The sequence below is a fragment of the Mesorhizobium sp. M5C.F.Ca.IN.020.29.1.1 genome (assembly GCF_003997375.1).
Lineage (GTDB): Bacteria > Pseudomonadota > Alphaproteobacteria > Rhizobiales > Rhizobiaceae > Mesorhizobium > Mesorhizobium wenxiniae.
This window is the reverse complement of sequence record NZ_RZSW01000046.1, coordinates 1-20,917: the sequence shown is the minus strand read 5'-3', so window position 1 is coordinate 20,917 and position 20,917 is coordinate 1. Positions and strand designations below refer to the sequence as shown.

At 62.4% G+C, this 20,917-nt stretch carries 15 protein-coding genes; 6 read left to right on the top strand and 9 right to left on the bottom strand.

What is annotated here, in order from left to right:
- Positions 1-1,557: APC family permease (locus EOA85_RS06475; protein ID WP_164759514.1), on the top strand; the 1,557-nt coding region annotated here is incomplete at its 5' end.
- A 164-nt stretch (positions 1,558-1,721) separates the two neighbouring features.
- On the opposite strand, the gene EOA85_RS06470 is transcribed toward EOA85_RS06475, so the two are convergent.
- The 4 genes from EOA85_RS06470 to EOA85_RS06455 form a co-directional block, all read right to left on the bottom strand.
- Entirely contained in the window at positions 1,722-3,215 is a 1,494-nt protein-coding gene (locus EOA85_RS06470; protein WP_127208780.1) for an aldehyde dehydrogenase family protein, read from the bottom strand.
- A 67-nt stretch (positions 3,216-3,282) separates the two neighbouring features.
- A complete protein-coding gene (locus tag EOA85_RS06465) occupies positions 3,283-6,429 on the bottom strand; it encodes an efflux RND transporter permease subunit (protein ID WP_127208779.1) in 3,147 nt (1,048 codons plus the stop codon).
- Positions 6,430-6,677: 248 nt separating this feature from the next.
- Entirely contained in the window at positions 6,678-7,817 is a 1,140-nt protein-coding gene (locus EOA85_RS06460) for an efflux RND transporter periplasmic adaptor subunit (RefSeq protein WP_164759515.1), read from the bottom strand.
- A 74-nt stretch (positions 7,818-7,891) separates the two neighbouring features.
- Positions 7,892-8,497 carry a TetR family transcriptional regulator gene (locus tag EOA85_RS06455; protein ID WP_127208777.1) on the bottom strand — a complete coding sequence of 202 codons (606 nt, stop codon included), beginning with the start codon at positions 8,495-8,497 and terminating at the stop codon, positions 7,892-7,894.
- Between the two features lie 235 nt (positions 8,498-8,732).
- Here EOA85_RS06455 and EOA85_RS06450 point away from each other — a divergent pair, with 235 nt between their 5' ends.
- Both EOA85_RS06450 and EOA85_RS06445 read left to right on the top strand, forming a co-directional pair.
- Entirely contained in the window at positions 8,733-9,086 is a 354-nt protein-coding gene (locus EOA85_RS06450; protein ID WP_065008341.1) for a VOC family protein, read from the top strand.
- A gap of 185 nt (positions 9,087-9,271) precedes the next feature.
- On the top strand, positions 9,272-10,165 hold the full coding sequence (locus EOA85_RS06445; protein ID WP_127208776.1) for a PhzF family phenazine biosynthesis protein: 894 nt from the start codon (positions 9,272-9,274) through the stop codon (positions 10,163-10,165).
- Between the two features lie 123 nt (positions 10,166-10,288).
- On the opposite strand, the gene EOA85_RS06440 is transcribed toward EOA85_RS06445, so the two are convergent.
- Together EOA85_RS06440 and EOA85_RS06435 are read right to left on the bottom strand one after the other, a co-directional pair.
- On the bottom strand, positions 10,289-10,744 hold the full coding sequence (locus EOA85_RS06440) for a DUF417 family protein (RefSeq protein ID WP_127208775.1): 456 nt from the start codon (positions 10,742-10,744) through the stop codon (positions 10,289-10,291).
- A 159-nt stretch (positions 10,745-10,903) separates the two neighbouring features.
- Complete coding sequence (locus EOA85_RS06435) at positions 10,904-12,541, bottom strand: acyl-CoA synthetase (RefSeq protein WP_127208774.1); 1,638 nt, start codon at positions 12,539-12,541, stop codon at positions 10,904-10,906.
- 187 nt (positions 12,542-12,728) lie between these two features.
- On the opposite strand from EOA85_RS06435, the gene EOA85_RS06430 reads away from it, so the two are divergent.
- Both EOA85_RS06430 and EOA85_RS06425 read left to right on the top strand, forming a co-directional pair.
- Complete coding sequence (locus EOA85_RS06430) at positions 12,729-13,694, top strand: sugar-binding transcriptional regulator (protein ID WP_127208773.1); 966 nt, start codon at positions 12,729-12,731, stop codon at positions 13,692-13,694.
- A gap of 87 nt (positions 13,695-13,781) precedes the next feature.
- Complete coding sequence (locus EOA85_RS06425) at positions 13,782-15,836, top strand: bifunctional aldolase/short-chain dehydrogenase (protein ID WP_127208772.1); 2,055 nt, start codon at positions 13,782-13,784, stop codon at positions 15,834-15,836.
- Positions 15,837-15,902: 66 nt separating this feature from the next.
- Here EOA85_RS06425 and EOA85_RS06420 read toward each other — a convergent pair whose 3' ends face one another.
- From EOA85_RS06420 to EOA85_RS06410, 3 genes are all read right to left on the bottom strand, one after another.
- Complete coding sequence (locus tag EOA85_RS06420) at positions 15,903-16,958, bottom strand: substrate-binding domain-containing protein (protein WP_065008346.1); 1,056 nt, start codon at positions 16,956-16,958, stop codon at positions 15,903-15,905.
- Between the two features lie 61 nt (positions 16,959-17,019).
- Positions 17,020-18,015, bottom strand: a complete 996-nt coding sequence (locus EOA85_RS06415; protein WP_065008347.1) for an ABC transporter permease — start codon at positions 18,013-18,015, stop codon at positions 17,020-17,022.
- Between the two features lie 57 nt (positions 18,016-18,072).
- Positions 18,073-19,599 (bottom strand): sugar ABC transporter ATP-binding protein, encoded by a 1,527-nt coding sequence (locus EOA85_RS06410; RefSeq protein WP_065008412.1) that lies wholly within the window; start codon positions 19,597-19,599, stop codon positions 18,073-18,075.
- Positions 19,600-19,736: 137 nt separating this feature from the next.
- On the opposite strand from EOA85_RS06410, the gene mtnK reads away from it, so the two are divergent.
- Positions 19,737-20,917 (top strand): S-methyl-5-thioribose kinase (gene mtnK / locus EOA85_RS06405; RefSeq protein WP_127208771.1); only part of this gene is annotated, 1,181 nt, incomplete at its 3' end.

The window sequence follows — 20,917 nt, the reverse complement described above, 5'->3', positions numbered from 1 at the left end:
TTCCTGATCTGGACGGTGTCCATGATCATGGGCTTCCTGCAATCCTTCACCTATGCCGAGATCGCCGGCCTGTTTCCGAACAAGTCCGGCGGCGCCTCGATCTATGGCGCCACCGCCTGGCTGCGTTATTCCAAGTTCATCGCGCCGCTGTCGGTGTGGTGCAACTGGTTCGCCTGGTCGCCGGTGCTGTCGCTCGGCTGCTCGATCGCCGCCGCCTATATCCTCAACGCGCTGGCGCCGGTGCCGCTGTTTACCGACGCCTCGCCGGAAGTCGCCGCCTATATCGCGGCTAATACTGGGGCGAGTGCCGCCGATGCCATCACGGCGGTGACCGCGGCCGCCACACCGGCGATCCGCAACTGGACGCTCTACGGGCACACGCTGGGTCCGGTCTCCTTCACCTTCAACGCCACCTTCTTCATCGGCGCCGTGCTGATGCTGATCATCTTCGCCATCCAGCATCGCGGCATCCTGGGCACGGCAAACGTGCAGAAATATATCGGACTGTTCGTCATCATTCCGATGCTGATCGTCGGTGTCGTGCCGATCGTCACCGGCCAGATCGACTGGGCGAATTTCTCGCCGCTGGTGCCGCTGGCGGCCGCCTACGCGCCGGAGCCCGGGGCGTGGAACATTGCCGGCTGGACGCTCGTTCTCGGCGGCATGTTCATCGCCGCCTGGTCGACCTACGGTTTCGAGACTGCCGTCTGCTACACGTCCGAGTTCAAGAATCCCGGCACCGACACCTTCAAGGCGATCTTCTATTCCGGCCTGCTATGCATGCTGCTGTTCATCCTGGTGCCGTTCACCTTCCAGGGCGTGCTCGGCTTGAATGGCATGCTGGCGACCCCGATCGTCGACGGCTCCGGCGTTGCCGACGCACTGGCCGGCATGGTCGGCGGCGGACAGCTGATCCATAGCCTTCTGGTGATGCTGATGATCCTGGCCCTGGTGCTGTGCATCATGACGGCGATGGCGGGGTCCTCGCGTACGCTCTATCAGGGCTCAGTCGACGGCTGGCTGCCGCGCTATCTCAGCCATGTCAACGAACACGGCGCCCCGACCCGCGCCATGTGGACCGACCTGATCTTCAACCTGGCCGTGCTGGCCATCGCTTCGGCCGACGCGACCAGCTTCTTCTTCATCCTCGCCGTGTCGAATTGCGGCTACATCATCTTCAACTTCCTCAACCTCAATGCCGGCTGGATCCATCGCATCGACAACGGCCATATCGCGCGGCCGTGGAAGGCACCGAGCTGGCTGCTCGGCCTCGGGGCCATCCTTGCCTATGTCAACATGATCTTCATGGGCGCCGGTGCAAAGGTCTGGAACCCGATGGCACTGTGGGCAGGGCTGATCACGGCTGGCCTCATCATCCCGGTGTTCTGCTTCCGGCATTACATTCAGGACAAGGGCAAATTCCCCGACCACATGCTGGCTGATCTCGGCATGACCTCATCCGATCTCGCCGTCAGAAAGGCGGGCATCCTGCCCTACCTGACGCTGATCGCCGGCGTCGCGGTGGTGCTGCTCGCCAACTGGCTGTTCGTCATCTGACCTCCGCCTCAAAGATTGAGCGCGCGATGCGCGCTCGATCCCCTTGCACGTTTGTTCTTTCTTTGTTCGGCAGTTAGGCTAGTGATTTAGCTGTAGTGCCGATTGGCACCGATAACCCGCCGCCGAGGCGGTTTTTTCGTTTCATGCCATATCCCGCGTGAGACTCAATCGATCTTGATGAACACGCCCTTGGTGTTGAGATACTCGTCGAGGTGCTCGGCACCACCCTCGCGGCCGTAGCCGCTCATCTTGTAGCCGCCGAAAGGCATGGCCGGATCGATGGCGTGATAGGTGTTCACCCAGACCGAGCCGGCGCGGATTTTCCTGGAAAGCTGGTGGGCGGTGGCGAGATCTTGGGTGAACACCCCTGCGGCAAGACCGTAGGGCGTGTTGTTGGCTCGCTCGACCGCCTCGTCGAGCGTATCGAACGGCAATGCCGAGATGACCGGCCCGAAGATTTCCTCGCGCGCGATCCTCATGTCGTCCGAGACACCGGCAAAAACGGTCGGCGCGACGAAATTGCCGGCGGCCAGCGCACCCTCCATAAGGCGTTCACCGCCGGTGACGAGGGTCGCGCCCTCCGCCGTGCCGGCCTCGAGATACGAGGCGACCCGTTGCAGCTGCTTTTCGGAGACGAGCGGGCCGATCTCGGTCGCCGGGTCGATGCCGTCGCCGATCCTGAGGCCCTTGGCATAGACCGCCAGGCGCTCGACGAACTCGTCATGGATGGAGCGTTCGACGAACAGGCGCGAGCCGGCGATGCAGATCTGGCCGGAATTGGCGAACACCGACATCGCCGCGACCGGCACCGCCCTGTCGAGATCGGCGTCGGCGCAGACGATGACCGGCGACTTGCCGCCAAGCTCCAGCGAGACGCGTTTGAGGTTGCCGGCCGAGGCGCGGACGATCGATTGGCCCGTTGCCGTCGAGCCGGTGAAGACGATCTTGTCGACGCCCATATGCTCGGAAAGTGCGGCACCTGCCTCCGCACCGGTGCCGGTTACGATGTTGACGACGCCTGGCGGAACGCCGGCCTCGTTCATGATGTCGGCGATCAGAAGCGGCGTCAGCGGCGCCTCTTCCGAAGGTTTCAGCACCACGGTGCAGCCCGCGGCAAGCGCTGGCCCGATCTTCCAGATCGAAGCGGCCGTCGGTGCGTTCCAGGGGATAATGGCGCCGACGACGCCGACCGGCTCCTTGCGCGTGAAGGAGACGATTTCGCCCGGCAGCGAGTTCTCAATCGTCTCGCCATGCAGGGACGTCGCCATGCCGGCGTAGTAGCGCAGCATACCGATGACGCGGTTGCGGTTGGCACGGGTACGCACGATCGGCATGCCCATGTCGATCGTGTCCGAGCGACTGATCTCCTCCCAGTGCTTTTCGAAGAGGTCGGCGATCCTGAGGAGCAGCACCTGTCGCTCGTAGGGCTTATACCGGCTCCACGGCCCGTCGAAGGCCCTGCGCGCCGCGGCCACCGCCAGCTCGATATCATCGCGGTCGCCGCGCGGCACCGTGGCGATGACCGCGCCGGTTGCCGGATTGCGGGTCTCCATGATGCGGCCCGAACGGGCGTCGAGCCAGGCGCCATCGACGAACATCTGACGGTGGCGTCCGTCGATCGGCTGGCGCAGCGCCACCGGTGCCTGAACTATGGTCATGACGTTCTCCTCCAGCGCTCTGCCGGTGGGCGGATTTAAACCTTGGACGTCACATCTGCCAACAGCGCTATTCGGCGGCCAGAGCCAGTCGCGGCCTGTCGTCGTTTTCTGCCAGCTCCGGCTCGACCACCTGCTCCGCATCCTCGGCCTTCTTGCGCTCCCTGCCGAAGAACAAGGCATAGCCTGCCGGAAGGACGAGGATAGTGAGCACGGTAGCAACGAGGATGCCGCCCATCATGGCATAGGCGAGCGGACCCCAGAAGACGCCGCGCGAGATCGGGATCAGCGCCAGGACCGCCGTCAGCGCGGTCAGCATGATCGGACGGAAACGGCGGACCGCCGAGCCGATAATGGCCTCCGAGCGCTCCATGCCGGCCGCTATATCCTGGTCGATCTGGTCGACCAGGATGATCGAGTTGCGCATGATGATGCCGAGCAGCGCGATCACGCCGAGGATGGCGACGAAGCCGAAGGGCGCGCCACTGATCAAAAGTGCCGCCGCAGCGCCGATGATGCCGAGCGGACCGGTCGCCAGCACCAGCATCGCCTTGCCGAAATGCTGCAATTGGATCATCAGCAGCACGACGATGACAGCCAGCATGATTGGAGCTTTCGCAGCAATGGAGGCCTGGCTTTCGGCCGAATCCTCGGCGCCGCCCTGGATCTCGATGTTGTAGCCGGGCGCCAGACCGTCGCGCAGGCTTTGCATCTCGCTATACATCTTCATCACGACATCGTTCGACTGCACGCCATCCGGCAACGTGGCACGCACGCTGATGGTCGGCAGGCGGTCGCGCCGCCACTCGACGCCTTGCTCCAGCACCGGGACGACCTTGGCGACCTGCGACAGCGGCACGAAGCCACCGAAATCCGTCGGGACAGAGACCGAGTCGACCGCCGACAGCAGGTGACGGCTTGCTTCCGGTTCGCGGGCGACGATCGAAACGGTCTCCTCGCCGTCGCGGAAATCATCGAGCGGCGCGCCCGACATGGTTGCCTGCAGCATCTGGCGGATGCGCTGCGAGGTGACGCCGAGCGCACGGGCGCGATCCTGGTCGATCACCAGCTTCATCTCCGGCACCGGCTCCAGCCAGTCGTCGTGGACGGCGCCGAGCAGCGGATTTGCCTGGAACTTCGCCTTCACCTCGTCGGCGATGCGGCGCACGTCCTGGCGATCCGGACCCATGACGCGCATCTGCACCGGCCAGCCCGTGGGCGGCCCAAGGAACAGGCGGTCAACCTTGGCGCGAACCGACGGGAAATCCTCGGCCAGAATGGTGCGCAGCTTGACGATCAGCCGCTCGCGGGCCGGTTCGTCATTGGCCATCACCAGAAGCTGGGCGAAGTTCGGATTGCGAAGCTGCTGGTCGAGCGGCAGGAAGAAGCGCGGCGCGCCCTCACCGATATAGGTGGCGATGAAGCGCTTGTCCTTGTCGTCCATCATCCTGGTTTCGAGCGCCTTGGCCTGCGTCTCGACTTCCTTGATGCTGGTGCCTTCCGGCAGCCAGAGGTCGACAAGGATTTCCGGACGCGATGACTGCGGAAAGAAATTCTGCGGGATGAACTGGAACGCCCACAGGCTGGTGACGAAGGTCACCAGCGTCATGACCAGCACGATGATGCGGTGGCGCACGGACCAGCTGACGGTGGCGCGAAGCCGGCGGTAAAAGCGTGTGTCGAAGACATCGTGATGGCTGCCGGCGTGTTTTCGCTGCTTGAGGATCATGTGACCAAGCCACGGCGTGAAGTAGACCGCCACGAACCAGGAGACGACCAGCGCGATGCCGACAACGTAGAACAGCGAGCGCACATATTCACCGGCCGTCGAAGCCGCGAAGCCGACCGGGATGAAGCCCGCGGTGGTGATCAGCGTGCCGCTCAGCATCGGGAAGGCCGTCGAGGTATAGGCGAAGCTCGCCGCCTCGATTTTGACCAGTCCTTCCTCGAGCTTGCGCTCCATCATTTCGACGACGATCATCGCGTCGTCGACGAGCAGACCGAGCGCAATGATCAGCGCGCCGAGCGAAATACGCTGCAGATCGATGCCGATCTCGTACATGATGGCGAAGGTGGCGGCCAGAACGAGCGGAATGGTGATCGCGATCACCAGGCCCGAACGCCAGCCGATCGTCAGGAACGAGACGACAAGCACGATCAGCAGCGCCTCGCCAAGCGCCTTCATGAACTCGCTCACCGCTTCCCGCACGACTTCCGGCTGGTCGGCGATCTGATCGACCGAAACGCCGTAAGGCAACGCTTCTTCGAAGCGGTGATAGGTCGCCTCGACCTCCTTGCCGACATCGGTGACGTTGAAGCCCTTGGCCATGACGACGCCGACCTGGACACTGTCGTGGCCGTTGAAGCGGTATTTGCGCTGGTAGGGGTCTTCGAGACCTGTGGTCACGGTTGCGATGTCACCGAGGCGCGTCACCTGGTTGCCGGCGCGCAGGCGAAGTTCGCGGATGTCGGCCGCCTCCGTCACGCTGCCTTCGACCGAGATGCGCACCGAACGCTGGCCGGTATCGACCGAGCCTGCCGGATCGACATTGTTCTGGCCCTTGATCGCGTTCTGCAGATCGGTGAGCGTCAGGCCACGCTCGGCAAGCACCTTGGATGAAACGTCGATGTAGAGTTTTTCCGGCTGGTCGCCGATGATCACGGCCTTCTCGACGCCGGGCGTCGTCAGCAGCATGTCACGCGCCTGGATGGCTAGTTTCTTCAGCTCGGGATAGCTGTAGCCGTCGCCGCTGATCGAATGCAGGGTGATGAAAGTGTCGCCGAACTCATCGTTGAAGTAGGGCCCAAGCAGACCTTGAGGCAGCTCATTGGCGATATCGCCGACCTTCTTGCGTACCTGGTAAAACGCATCCGCGACCTGCGTAGGATTGGTGTCGCCTTCCACCTGCAAGGTAATGATGGCGCTGCCGGCGCGCGTGTAGGAACGGACGAAATCGAGATGCGGCGTTTCCTGCAGCTTGCGCTCGATCTTGTTGACGACCTGGTCCTCCATCTCCTGGATCGAGGCCCCCGGCCAGACAGCCTGGACGACCATGACGCGGAAAGTGAAGTCCGGGTCTTCCTTCTGGCCCATGCGCATCAGGCCGAGCGCACCGGCAACGATGATCAGGCCGAACAGGAACCGCGCAATGCTCGGGTGCCCGATTGCCCAGCGCGAAAGATTGAAGGGCCGCTTCTCATTGGTGTCGGTGGTCATAGCGCCAGTCCATTTGTCTGATCGTCAGCGCACGCACATGGCATGCCCACGGAGCTTCTAATGCTGGCTTCCGGGCGGCGAGGCTTTCCGAGCGGAGAGACACTCATCGCGGTGGGACGCGGGGATCGATGTGGGGGGCTACATCGACCTGACGTCTCGACAATCGGGCACCTGCCGCCCGGAAACCATGAACCGCTTGACCTCGCGGCTTGCGCCGATGCGAGGAAAAGCCGTTTTATTCTTGGCCGTCAGCGCACGCGCTTGGCGGCGTCGCCATCGTCGTCCGCCGATGCGGACTGCTGCACCGCATCACCGGCCAGCTTGACCTTCAGATTCTCGGTCATGAATTGCGTGCCCGCCGCAACGACGACGTCGCCAGGGTTCAATCCTTCGGCAACATGCACGCCGTCGGCGGTGAATTCGGCTACCTTGATCGGACGCGCATGGACGGTGTCGCCGTTGCGGTCCACGGTCCAGACGATCTGCTGGCCTTCCTTTTGCGCCAGCGCGCTCAACGGGATCGATACGCTCTGCGGGCTGTTGTTGGCCGCCGAAGCCTCGATGTTGGCGGTCATGCCGAGAAGCACGCGCGGATCGTTGGGCAGGCTGACGCGAACGGCAAAGGTACGCGACTGCTGATCGGCGCTGCCGGCGACTTCACGGACCTTGCCGTCGAGCATCAGCGCATCGTCGGACCAGAAGCTTGCCTTTACGTTCTTGCCCGGCTTGAACTGGGCGATATCCATTTCCGGAACGGCGATCAGGACTTCCTTTTCGCCATCGACGGCAACGGTCACAACCGGCGTGCCGGAGCCGACCACCTGACCGACATCGGCGGTGACTGATGTGACGATGCCGTTCCTGTCCGCCTTGAGGTCGGTGTAGAGGACCTGGTTCTTCGCCTGGTCAAGCGATGAGCGCGCGGAATTCCGGGTGGCGACCGCCTGATCGTAGCTGAGCGTCGCCTGTTCGAGCTGCGATTTCGACGCGAAGGTCCTGGCAAACAGCTGTTCGGCACGACGGCGGGCAAGGCCCGTTGTCTCGACCTGCCGCTCGGCGGCCTCGAGGCTGGCTTCGGCACTCTTGACCGAAAGCTCGTAGTCGGCCGGATCGATGCGGGCCAGAACGTCGCCCGGCTTCACGCGCTGACCGATGTCGACCAGGCGCTCGGTGATCTTGCCGTTGATACGGAACCCGAGGTTCATCTCGGTGCGTGCGCGCACCGATCCGGAGTAGGAGAGCTCACGGGTATCGTTTGCCTTGGCGATCTCGACGACCTTGACCGGCCGGACGATGTCCTTGACTTCCACTTTTTCTTGCGAGCAACCGGCGAGCCCAAGCGCCGCGACGACGACCAGTGCCGGTCCAATAGCCGGCAGCCCGTTCATGATGGAATTGGACAAAGGCACTTGCGTACTCCCGAACTGGAGATGGATTGTGGACGCCCTGCGGACGCCGCCGGTCATTTCTTCAAAGCCCTGATGGCAAACTCGATAAGCTCGTCCGGCATCGCCCGATTCTTCTTGGCAAGGCACTGGGCGACCATTTGCGGGTGACAGAGGGTGATGATAGCGGCGCCGAAACACCGCGAAGCGACTTCCGGGTCCTGGTCGGGAAACTCGCCTGCTGCGATTCCCTCGCGGATCACCTCCTCCACCAAGCCGCGGATCCTGTCGATATGCTTCTCGATGACATGCCAATCGCGTTCGATGGCAACGACCACCATTTCGTGCACCTTCTCCTGGTCGAGCATGGTGTCGCGGGTCCACTGATAATGCGTTTGCACGTAGCGGCGAAGCCTTTCGCTGGCCGTTCCGGGACTATGGCAGGCGTCGTAGGTCAGTTGGTAGCAGGCAGCGAGCATACGGCCGCAAACGGCTTGGTGGATCTCAACCTTGGAGGCGAAGAAACGGTAAATGTTCGCCGTCGACATGCCGAGTTCACGCGCTATGTCGGCGACATTGGTTTTGCCGTAGCCGTAGTGGCGGAACAGTCGCTCTGCGCAATCGAGGATGCGCGCGACATTCTCCTGCCGGACCAGGTCGGCCGTATCGAGGGTATCATGCATGTTGTTTTGTTGACCCTTACGAATGACGAATTTTGAATTTCGTCACTCGTAATTTGAAATCGACCGGATGTCAACAGCGATGTTACCTTCGTTGGGCGACCGTGACATCTGTTGAAACGACTTGGCGTGATCAGCGTTAATGAAGCCTGCCCCGGGCAGTGCACAGGCACCCGCTATCCACGCTGACCCGCGCGGCTAGGTATTGCCATCTATGCCGCGGAAAGGAGATCACGGGATGACCGTGCTGCGCATCGTCTCGAACATTGCAACAGACAGCATTCCTGACGTTCGGAAGTTCTATTCCGACCTATTCGGCCTCGATGTTGTCATGGATCACGGGTGGCTCGTCACGCTGGCGTCCCGGGAAACAACCATTCCCCAGATCAGCATCGCCAGCGAGGGTGGCTCAGGCACCCCCGTACCCGATCTGTCGATCGAGGTCGACAATGTCGACGAGGTATATCTTCGCGCAAACGAGATCGGTTGCAGAGTGGTCTATGATTTGACCGACGAACCGTGGGGCGTAAGACGTTTCTTCATTGCCGACCCGACCGGCAAGTTACTCAACGTGCTCTCGCATCTTCGCTAAAGGCCGTCGCATTTGACCGGCCTCACGTGACCCGCTTTAGGTTGTTGTTTTGTCATGTCGTTATCGCAAAACCCCTGCACACTTTTGCGCGACGTGCATTAGAGAGTGTTCTGCAAAGCGGGACATTGACGACCTTCAAACATTAGCCGAACAACGGAAACGGGCGGCGGTCACCGGAGGAAACCATGAGCAGAACAATTCCATTTCATTTCGTCGATGTCTTCGCGGTGGCGCCGCTGACGGGCAATTCACTTGCGGTTGTGGACGGCGGTGGCGAGTTGGCGCTCGAGCTCATGCAGAACATTGCACGTGAGTTCAACCAGTCCGAGACTACCTTTGTCCTGCCGGCGACCCGGGCGGACGCCGATTGGAAATTGCGCTCTTTCACGCCGAAAGGCGTAGAGGTTTTCGGTGCAGGCGGCCACAACACGCTAGGGGCTTGGTGGTGGCTCGCTGCGGCGGGGCGGCTCGAGCTGGCCGATGGCCCAACATGGTTTCACCAACAGATCGGCGACTTGGTGTACCCATTGGCCATCTGGCAAAGCCAGGGGAAACTCGAAAAGATCATTATGCGGCAAGAAGCCCCAGTGGCCGGCCGGCAGCTCTCAAACCTTGGCGCTCTTGCCACGGCACTCGGGCTTAATGCTGAAGAAATAGCGGACGTTGTGCCTTGCCAGGTGGTCTCGACTGGTGCTGCCCATCTCCTGGTGCCAATCCGCGATCGCGAAGCCGTCGACCGGATTTCGCCTGATGCCAAACAGCTTTTCGACCTGCTCAAGGAGGTCGGCGGGGAAGGCTGCTACGTCTTCTCACTCGATCCGCTACAGCCCGGAACCACAGCGTATGCACGCTTTTTCAACCCGACTGTCGGCATTTCCGAGGATCCGGCAACCGGTACGGCGGCTGGTCCGCTCGCCGCACATCTCGTTGCACACAGTCTTGCACAGCCCGGCGTAATCAAGGTCGAGCAAGGCACTACTCTCGGACGTACCAGCATCATTGAGGTAGTTGTAGATGCCGGCTCAGTGAGCGTTTCCGGACGCGGCATCATGGTGGCGAGCGGGGCTTTTTCGATCTAGTCGAATGTGTAGTCCGGTGGCCGCGGCGAACCTGTGCCCGTCCCACAAGTTCGCAGTAGCCCGCCATTTGACGCGGCTATGCGGATGACGTGATTCTGCCACTCGCCTTCGACTTGGATCCGCTTAGGTAGCCGATCTGCTTAGTCTGTTCAGGCTTTCGCCCAGTATGACAAGCGAGATGCCGAGCAGCGCAATGTCCTTGATCAGGAACTGACCGGCGGGACCGAGCGCGGGAAAGCCGAGCGCAGGCTCCCAGATCGGCAGGGCAACCATGATCGAACAGGTGACCAGGAAAATCAGCGCGGCCAATGCCCCACCGGCCACACCGGCGCGCGTCGACCAGGGAGAGGCAATCAGCAGAAGCGCGGTCGCGATCTCGACGACGCCAAGCACATAAGAGGCACCAGCTTCACCGAATACCGGATACATCCAGGCGAGCCAAGGCGTGCCGCCGATCAGCGGCCTCAACGCCTCGATCTCAACAGCCGTGAACTTCATCCCACCGATCATGAGAAGCGGCAGTATGACCCCGATCAGGGCGAGGATCCGCCCCGCTTTGCTGACCGCGGTGTACTCCATCGGAATGCTCCTCCTGCTAGATCTTCTTCTGTCGGCTTGGTTTTGTATCGAGGACGATCGGAAGGCACTCGATCCGACACTGAGGGATCTTTTTGCTCCGTTCATGTTGGCTTATCTGGGCCAACAATGATCTGACACGGATTATGGGTCCTGACCTGCCTACCCCTTGGCCATCTCCCTCAGCCTGAACTTCTGGATCTTGCCGGTCGAGGTCTTCGGGATTTCGGCGAAGATCACCGCTTTCGGCACCTTGAAGCGGGCGAGCAGCGCGCGGCAGTGATCGATGATCTCGGCTTCGGTCGCCGTCCTGCCCGGCTTCAGCTCGACATAGGCGACCGGCACCTCGCCCCATTTGTCGTCGGGCCTGGCAACGACGCCGCAGGATGCGACGGCAGGATGCTTGTAGAGCGCCTCCTCGACCTCGATCGAGGAGATGTTCTCGCCGCCGGAAATGATGATGTCCTTGGAGCGGTCCTTGAGTTGGATATAGCCGTCGGGATGCCTGACGCCGAGGTCGCCCGAGTGGAACCAGCCGCCGGCAAAGGCCTCGTCGCTCGCCTTGCGGTTCTTCAGATAGCCCTTCATGACGATGTTGCCGCGGAACATGACCTCGCCGATCGTCTCGCCATCGGCCGGCGTCTCCTCCATCGTCTTGGGGTCCATCACCGTCAGATCCTCGAGCGCGGCATAGCGCACGCCTTGCCTGGCCTTCCTCGCCACCCTGAGACCCTTCTCCAGCCCATCCCACTCGCCATGCCATTCGTTGACGACGGCCGGGCCATAGGTTTCGGTAAGGCCATAGAGGTGAGTGACCGCAAAGCCCGCATCAGCCATGCCCGACAGCACCGCTTCCGGCGGCGGTGCCGCGGCCGTGCTAAAGGTGACCGTCTGCGGAAATTGCCGCTTGTCCTCGTCCCTGGCATTGATCAGCACCGACATCACGATCGGCGCGCCGCACAGATGAGTGACGCCGTAATTGGCGATGGCGTCGTAAATCGGCTTCGGCCGCACCCAGCGCAGGCAGACATGGGTGCCGGCCTGCACGGCCAGCGTCCACGGAAAGCACCAGCCATTGCAGTGGAACATCGGCAGCGTCCACAGATACACCGCATGCTTGCCCATGCCGGCATGGATGGTGTTGGCGTAGGCCATCAGTGCCGCACCGCGATGGTGATAGACGACGCCCTTCGGATTGCCTGTGGTACCGGACGTGTAGTTGAGCGAGATCGCGTCCCATTCGTCGTCGGGCATCGACCAGGCGAAATCCTCGTCGCCGCCCGCGACGAAGTTCTCGTAGTCGAGCGTGCCGATCCGCTGGCCCTTGGGATAAGGGGCGTCGGCGGCGTATTCGGGATCGTCGTAGTCGATGACCAGCGGTTCTACCTTAGCCAGCACCAGCGCCTCGCTGACGACATTTGCGAATTCGCGATCGACGACAAGCACCTTGGTTTCGGCATGGTCGAGCTGGAAGGCGATGACCGCGGCGTCAAGGCGGGTGTTGAGCGAATGCAGTACCGCCTTGGTCATCGGCACGCCGAAATGCGCTTCCAACATCGGCGGCGTGTTGGACAACATCACGGTGACGGTGTCGCCCTTGCCGACTCCGCGCCTCTGCAGCGCCGAGGCAAGCTTCAGCGACCGCCGCCAGAAATCACGATAGGTCGTGCGCTGACTGCCATGGACGATCGCGACATGGTTGGGAAAGGTCTTTGCCGCCCGCTCCAGATAGCTGAGCGGCGTCAGCGGCTGGTGGTTGGCTGGATTCCTGTCGAGATCCTGTTCGTAGGGATTGGCCATCCCGTCCTCCCCAATATCGTTCTCGAACCTTCTAACCACAGGCCTCGGACCCGTCACCATCAACGATGCCACGATACAGCGCATTTGGCACAATGATGATCTGGATTCCGCGCGCGAAAGGGTATCGTTTACCCCGCTCGATTTGACTTTTGTCGAGACCCATGAATAATGTCAGCGAGGAGATGGCATGGCGATCCGACCGGCAGAACAGCTTATCCACAAGGCCGCCTGGCTCTACTATGCCCATGGCCTGCGTCAGGACCAGGTGGCCAGCCAGCTCAAGATTTCCCGAGCCTCGGTCGCCATGTATCTGCGCAAGGCGCGCGAGACCGGCATCGTCAACATCTCGACCTCAACCCAGCTTTTCACCCACGATGTCATGGCGCGCAAGCTCGAAGACGCATTGAAGCTCGATGCCGTCTGGATCGCGCCGGAAAACGGCCATGTCGCCGATCCGTCGACCGACATCGCGGTGCTGGCGGCCAGCGTCTTTCTCGAACTGATCAAGAAGGGCGACCGCATCGGCGTCGCGTGGGGAAGGACCGTCTATACGATCGCCGACATCATGTCCTATGCCGATCTGCAGGATGTCACGGTGGTGCAGCTCTGCGGCAATCTGGGAGCCCCCTATTCCTACCGGCCCGATCAATGCACCATGGAAATCGCACGCCGGCTCAACGCCAAGGGGCTCAATTTCTACGCACCGCTGGTGCTGACGACAGAGCAACTGGCACGCGGCCTACGCGCCGAGCCGGTGATCCGCGAGCAGTTGTCGGGCATCAGTGCGTGCAACCTGGCGCTTTACTCGGTCGGCACCGTCGACGCCGACAGCCATGTCGTCAAATGCGGCGCGCTGACTGCGAGCGAAATGGAGGTGCTGCGCCGTGCCGGGGCTGCCGGCGTCATCGCCGGGCAGATCATCGACGGGCAAGGCAAAGCGCTCGACTGCAGCTACAACCGGCGGATCATTTCGGCGGAGCTGTCATCGCTGCGCAAGATTGAAAAACGCCTGGTGGTGGTGCAGGAAGACAGCAAATTCGAGCCGCTGGTGGCGGCGATCGCAGGTGGGCTGTGCACGCATCTGGTGGTCGGCGCCCGGATGGCGCGACGGCTGCTCGACCATGCCGGACCGGCGGCGGAGAAGGTCGCCTAGATACGCAAAACGCCGCCGCGGGCGCATTGTCATCAAAGCGTCGCGGCGTTCCTGTTCACAAACAAACAGAAATCGGACGAAGCGAACATGAAGAACCTGTGGAATGACGGCGACGCGGAGAAGCTGGTTGCCGACTATGCAACAAAGGGCGTTGCCCGCGACCTGGCGCTGCGCGTCTATACGACCAGGCTTCTGGGCGGCGAACCGCGGCTTGTCCTGCATGGCGGCGGCAACACATCCTGCAAGACAAGGGCCATCGACCTCGTCGGCGACGAATGGGACGTGCTCTGCGTCAAGGGCAGCGGCTGGGACATGGGCGTCATCGAGCCGCAGGGCCTGCCGGCGGTCAAGCTCGGCGCTCTGCTCAAGGCGCGGTCGCTCAAGAAACTCTCCGACGAGGATATGGTCGCCCTGCAGCGGGTGAACCTCATCGACCCGTCTTCGCCGAACCCCTCGGTCGAGACGCTGCTACACGCCTTCCTGCCGCATAAATTCGTCGACCATACGCACTCGACCGCAGTTCTGGCCATCGTCGACCAGGATGATAGCGAGGCACTGAGCAAGAAAGTCTTCGGCAGCAAGATGGGGTTCGTGCCTTACATCATGCCGGGCTTCGACCTGGCGAAGGCGGCGGCCGATGTCTTTGACGCCGACCCGACGGTCGAGGGCCTGATCCTCGACAAGCATGGCATTTTCACGTTCGGCGACGATGCCAAACAGGCCTACGACCGGATGATCCACTATGTGAACGCCGCCGAGGAGTTCATCGCCAGCCACGGCAAGCCGCTTGCCGAAAAAGCCGCCTTGCCGGCCAGGCTGGCCAAGCCTGCGGACATTGCGCCGATGCTGCGCGGCTCAGTGGCGGTAGCGCGCGGCGAAGCCCGCTTCGACCGCATGATCAGCGATTTCCGCACCTCGGACGCGATCGTGGATTTCATCAATTCGGCTAGGATTGCCGATTATGCCGGGCGCGGCGTATCGACGCCCGACCTGTCGATCCGCATCAAGACCGGGCCGATGGCGCTGCCGGCGCCCGACGCGGACAAGATCGGCGACTACAAATCCGTCATCCGCCAACATGTCGAGAAATTCGCCAGGGACTATCGAGCCTACTTCGAAACCAACGACGCGCTCGATGATGTGAAGCGCACGATGCTCGACCAGATGCCGCGGCTGACGCTGGTGCCCGGCCTCGGCATGTTCGGCCATGGCCGCACGCTTAAGGATGCGAAGATTGCCTCCGACGTCGGTGAAATGTGGATCGAGGCGGTGCGCGGGGCCGAAGCGGTCGGCGATTTCCGCCCGCTGTCCAAAGCCGACCTGTTCCCGCTCGAATACTGGTCGCTGGAACAGGCCAAGCTCGCCTCCAACAAGCCGAAGCCGCTGACCGGGCAGGTTGTGCTGGTCACCGGCGGCGCCGGCGCAATCGGCGCCGCCACGGCAAAGCTGTTCGCCGACAACGGCGCCCATGCCGTCGTCGTCGATCTCGATGCGTCAAGGGCGGCGGAAGCGGCGAAGAAAGCCGGCAACAGTTCGATCGGCATCGGCGCCGACATCACCGATCCGGCGCAGATGCGCGCGGCATTCGACAAGGCGGTGGCCGTCTTCGGCGGCCTCGACATTCTCGTCTCGAATGCGGGGGCTGCCTGGGAAGGCCGGATCGGCGAACTCGACGACGCGACTTTGCGCAAGAGCTTCGAGCTGAATTTCTTCGCCCACCACTCAGCGGCGCAGAACGCGGTGCGGATCATGCTCGAACAGGGCACCGGCGGCGTGCTCCTTTTCAACACCTCCAAGCAGGCGATCAATCCGGGTCCGAAGTTCGGCGCCTATGGCATCCCGAAGGCGGCGACGCTGTTCCTGTGCAGGCAGTATGCCCTCGACTATGGCGCCCATGGCATCCGCTCGAATGCCGTCAACGCCGATCGCATCCGTTCCGGATTGCTTACCGACGCCATGATCGCCAGCCGTTCGGGCGCGCGCGGCGTGTCGGAAAAGGAATATATGGCGGGCAATCTGCTTGGTCAGGAAGTGACGGCCGAAGACGTGGCCCAGGCTTTCCTGCATCAGGCGCTGGCCGAGCGGACCACCGCCAGTGTGACGACGGTCGACGGCGGCAACATCGCTGCGGCGATGCGGTAGGAAGAACAGTCCAGACGCAAAAGAGCGGCCCGCAAGCCGCTCTTTCCTTTTGCCTGCGATAAAAAGCTACTTGGCGTTCGGGTTCGGCATCCAGGCCGGCATCGCGACATCGGCATGGGCGAACTGCGGCAGCTTGGCCGAAAGGTCTTCCATGTTCTTGATGTCCTTGTCGATCAGATCCTTCTGGGTGATCAGCGTCGGCGGCACGATGACGTTGTGGCCGGGGTCTTCGCCGGCCAAAAGCTGCGCCAGGGCGCGCACCGAAACCTGGCCGACGACGGCCGGATTGGTGGCGGCGGTTGCCGCCCAGGCGCTGTCGGGCTCGCGCATCGCGGCGATGTCGGAGGTCGAGATATCGGCCGAATAGATCTTGATGTCCTTGTTGAACCCCGCCTCGTCGACTGCGATCTTCACGCCCTTGGCGAATTCATCATAGGGCGCGAACATCACCTTGATGTCGGGGTTGGCCGACAACACCGAGCGGGCCTGGTTGGCGACGGAATTGGCGATCGGATTGTCGAGCGTACCGAACATCGCCGCCTCGTTGATCCCCGCATATTTCTTCTTGAAGTCAACCCAGGTCTCGTTGCGGCGGTCGAGCGGCGCGATGCCGGCGACATAGACATAGCCGGCCTTCCAGCTCTCGCCATTGTCCTTGATCGCCTGTTCGAGCGCGAGGCGTGCGAGGTCGCGGTCGGACTGTTCGATCTGCGGGATCTTGGGGTTTTCGACGTTGACGTCGAACGCTACGACCTTGATGCCGGCGTCGACCGCGCGCTGAGCGGCTTCCTTCATCGATTCCGTCAAGCCGTGCTGGATGATGATGCCCTGGACGCCAAGCGCGATGGCCTGGTCGACCATGTCTGCCTGGAGGGCGGCGTCCTGACGGCTGTCAAGGACGCGCAGATCGACGCCGAGCGCCTTGGCCTGTGCTTCGACACCGGACAGATAGGCCTGGAAGAAGTCACCGGTCGAGAGATAGCGGACCAGCGCGATCTTGACGGCGCCGGGCTTGTCGAACGGCGCCGGCCTGTCCTGCGCCATCGCCGGGACCTGCATCAGCAGCGCGGCGCCGGCAAGCCCGAGTGCTGCCTTCCCCAAAAGTCTTCTCGTGATCTTCATGTTGTCTCCTCCACTTGTTGAACTCAAATTTCAGCCGGTCGAAATCCTATCTGTCGAAACCCTACCGCTTGCCCCTGCCGGAAAGGGCGAAGGTGAAGACAAGGGCAACCACAAGAACTACGCCCTTGATGAAATCCTGCGTGTAGTAGGGCGCGTTCATCATCGTCAGGCCCTGCAGCAGCACGCCGACAAACACCGCACCGACGGCCGTGCCAAAGGCGTTCGGCTTGGCGGCCCCGAGGACCGCATAGCCGATGAGCGCCGCGGCGACAGCGTCGAGCAGGAGATTATTACCCGAGGCGATGTCGCCGCGTCCAAGCCGGGCAGCGAGCAAAATGCCGCCGATCGAGGCAAAAACCCCTGAAATAACGTAGGCCCAGATTTTGTATGCCTTGACAGGCGCGCCGGCGAGTTCGGCAGCCCGTTCGTTGCTGCCGACCGCATACATCATGCGTCCGAAACGGGTGTATTCGAGAAAAAACCAGATCAGCACCGCAAGCACGAGCAAGACAACTACCGAAACCGGGATGAGGTTGGGGATGAAGAAATCGAAGCGGTGGCGGCCAAGCGCCAGGAAGCCAGCGCCGAACGTGCCGTTGGCGACCGCGCCATCGGGCATCGTCATGCCGGTGGCGATCGAGCGGCCCTCGGTCGGAATGCGCTGCAGGCCGACGAGCAGGAACATCATGCCGAGCGTCGCCAGAAGGTCCGGTACGCGCATATAGACGATCAGCCAGCCATTGATGAGGCCGACAACGGCACCGATCAAGAGACAGGCGACAACCGCGACAACGGCGTTCTGCTCCAGCACCACCATCACATAGGCGGCTGCCATCATGGCGCTGGTGGCGACGGAGCCGATCGACAGGTCGAAGCCGCCGACGACCAGGGTGGCGGTGACGCCGAGCGCCAGCACGCCGGTGATGGCGACCGACTGGAAGATGAAGACGGCGCTTTGCGGCGAGACGAAGCCATCGGCGGCGATGGCGAAATATGCAATCAACCCGAACAGCAGAACGATGAAGCCATAGCGGATGGCATGGTCGCGCGCTGCCATCCTTACCAAACCCGAACCCATGCCCTCTCCATTCCACGTCCCATTATCTGCCCGCCCTCACGCTGCGCTGTGCAACGGCCTGCCCGCCACTTCGGCCAACAAGCGCTCGAGGTCGATGTCGGCGTTGCGGTGTTCGCCAACGATTGTCTGCTCCGACATCACCAGGATGCGGTCGGCGGTCTCCAGCGCCTCGTCGAGTTCAGTGACGAACAGCAGCGTCGCACGGCCGTTCGCGCTCGCCCGCAGCTTGGCCGCGATGTCGCGCCTGGCCGAAATGTCGACGCCCTGAAACGGCTCGTCGAGAATGAACAGCTTTGCCGCCTGCGAGATCCAGCGGGCGACCATCACCTTCTGCTGGTTGCCGCCGGAAAGGGCTGACATTTCGTCCTTCTCCGAGCGGCAGACGATGCCCAGTTCCCGAATCTGCTGGCGGGCGGTGGCGCGCTCGATGCGGCGCTTGAGAACGCCCATACGCGACATCCGCCTGTGGAACGGCAGGCTGATATTTTCCTGGATGTTGAAGTCGCCGACGATCCCGTTTTCGCTCCGGTCCTTGGCGACGAGAAACACGCCGGCGGCGATCGCCTCGCCTGTCGAACCCGGAGCATAGGGTTTTCCGTCCAACGTCATGGTCCCGGTGAGCGGCTTGCGGACGCCAAACAGCGTCTCGGCGAGCGCGGTCTTGCCGACGCCGACGAGGCCGGTGATGGCAACGACTTCGCCGTCGCCGAGCGTCAGCGAGATCGGCATGGAGCCTTCTGCAATCCGCAACCCGTCGATCGTCAGGATAGGCTTGGCCGAATTCCTGGCGACGATTCGGTCGAGGTGGATCTTGCGGCCGAGCATGGCGTTGACGGCGCCTTCAAAATCGAGCGGCTTGCGGTCGAAAACACCTGAGATCGCGCCGTCTCGCATCGAGACGATCCGGTCGGCAAGCCGCCTGATGTCGGACATGCGGTGCGAGATGTAGAGGATCGCGACGCCCTGCTCGCGTAGCCTGTCGACCAGCGCGAACAGCCGGTCGGCTTCGGCGCTGGACAAGGAGGAGGTCGGCTCATCGAGGATCAGGACCTTCGGCTGATGCGCCATGGCGCGGGCAATCGCCACCATCTGGCGGTCGGCCAGAGACAGATCGCTGATCCGGGCCTTCAGGTCGATGGCCAGCCCCATGCGGTCGGCAACCGCTTTTGCCTCGCGACGCACCCGGCCCGGATTGAACAGGGTCGGCGCGCCGCTGCCGCTCAGCCTGTCGAGCGTCAAATTGGTGGCGACGTCGAGGTCGGCGACGACACCGTCATTGATGTTTTGATGAACGGTGACGACGCCGGCGCGGATCGCCTCGGCCGGCGTTTTTGGCGCGAAATCCTCCGGCGCGAAGTCGTGGCCGGCAAGGCTCATCGTGCCGCCGCCGCGCTCGTAGACGCCGCTGATAATTTTGACGAGGGTGGATTTGCCGGCGCCGTTGGCGCCCATCAGCACGGTCACTTCACCGGCATGCAAATCGAGCGAGACGCCGCCAAGCACCTCGATATGGCCAAAGGACTTCCTCAGGCCGTGCACGCGGAACACGGCATCATTGCCCATTCGTTCCTCCCTGACCATGACGCTAGGGGCTGCTCCGGCAATTGTCAACACGATTGACAATTGCCAGAGAGCTTCCTAGCTTGGACCAACCGCCTTGGCTCCACTATGATGGGAAGCACATCGGCGGGAGGGTAAGGATGACTGGGAAATTGCCGTTCGAAGCACTGTCGGTCGAGACATTGGCGGCACGCCTTGGCGCCAACGAGGCGCTGTGTTCGCATATCGGCAAGGACACGGCCCGCTGGAAGGTCCGCGAGGTCGGCGACGGCAATCTGAACCTGGTCTTCATCGTCGAGGGCGCCACGGGTGCTGCCGTCGTCAAGCAGGCCCTGCCCTATGTTCGCCTGGTCGGCGACAGCTGGCGGCTGCCATTGAAGCGCTCCTTCTTCGAGTATCACGCGCTGACGCGGCAGGAAGCGAGAGCGCCCGGTTCGGTGCCGGCGATCTATCATTTCGACGAAGTCCAGGCGCTGATCATCATGGAATATCTGTCGCCGCACATCATCTTGCGGCGGGCGCTGATCGAGGGCCGCCAGTTGCCGAACATCGCCAGGGATATCGGCTTGTTCATGGCCCGCACGTTGTTTCGCGGCTCCGACCTCAGCATGGTGACCAAAGATCGCAAGGCGGATCTGGCGCTGTTCGCCGACAACGTCGAGCTCTGCGATATCACCGAGAATCTGGTGTTCTCCGATCCCTATTTCGACGCCAAGATGAACCGGCATACGAGCCCGCAGCTCGACGGCATCGTCGCAGAATTGCGCGCGGACCGCGATCTCAAGGTCGAGGCGCAGCGGCTGAAGCATCTTTTTGCGGCCAATGCAGAAACGCTGCTGCACGGCGACCTGCATTCCGGCTCGATCATGGTCACCGACTCAGAAACGCGGATGATCGACCCCGAATTCGCCTTCTACGGGCCGATGGCCTTCGATGTCGGCATGCTGCTCGCCAATTTCTGGATGGCGTTCTTTTCGCAGCGCGGTCACGAACAGAAGGAAAAGCGCGACGCCATGCGCGGCTATTTGCTCGATGTGACGGTCGAGACATGGTCGGTATTCCGCACCGAGTTTTCGCATCTGTGGCGAACCGAGCGCACCGGCATGCTCTACCAGAAGAGCCTGTTCGAGGATCAGGGCGACAGGCTTGGCGCCGAACAGGCGCTCGACCACATGCTGCATTCGATTTGGACCGACATGCTGGGCTTTGCCGGCGTCGAGGTGCACCGGCGTATTCTGGGCCTGGCGCACAACGCCGATTTCGAGACCATTGCCGACGAGGATCTGCGCGCCACATGTGAGGCGAAGGCACTGAAATTCGG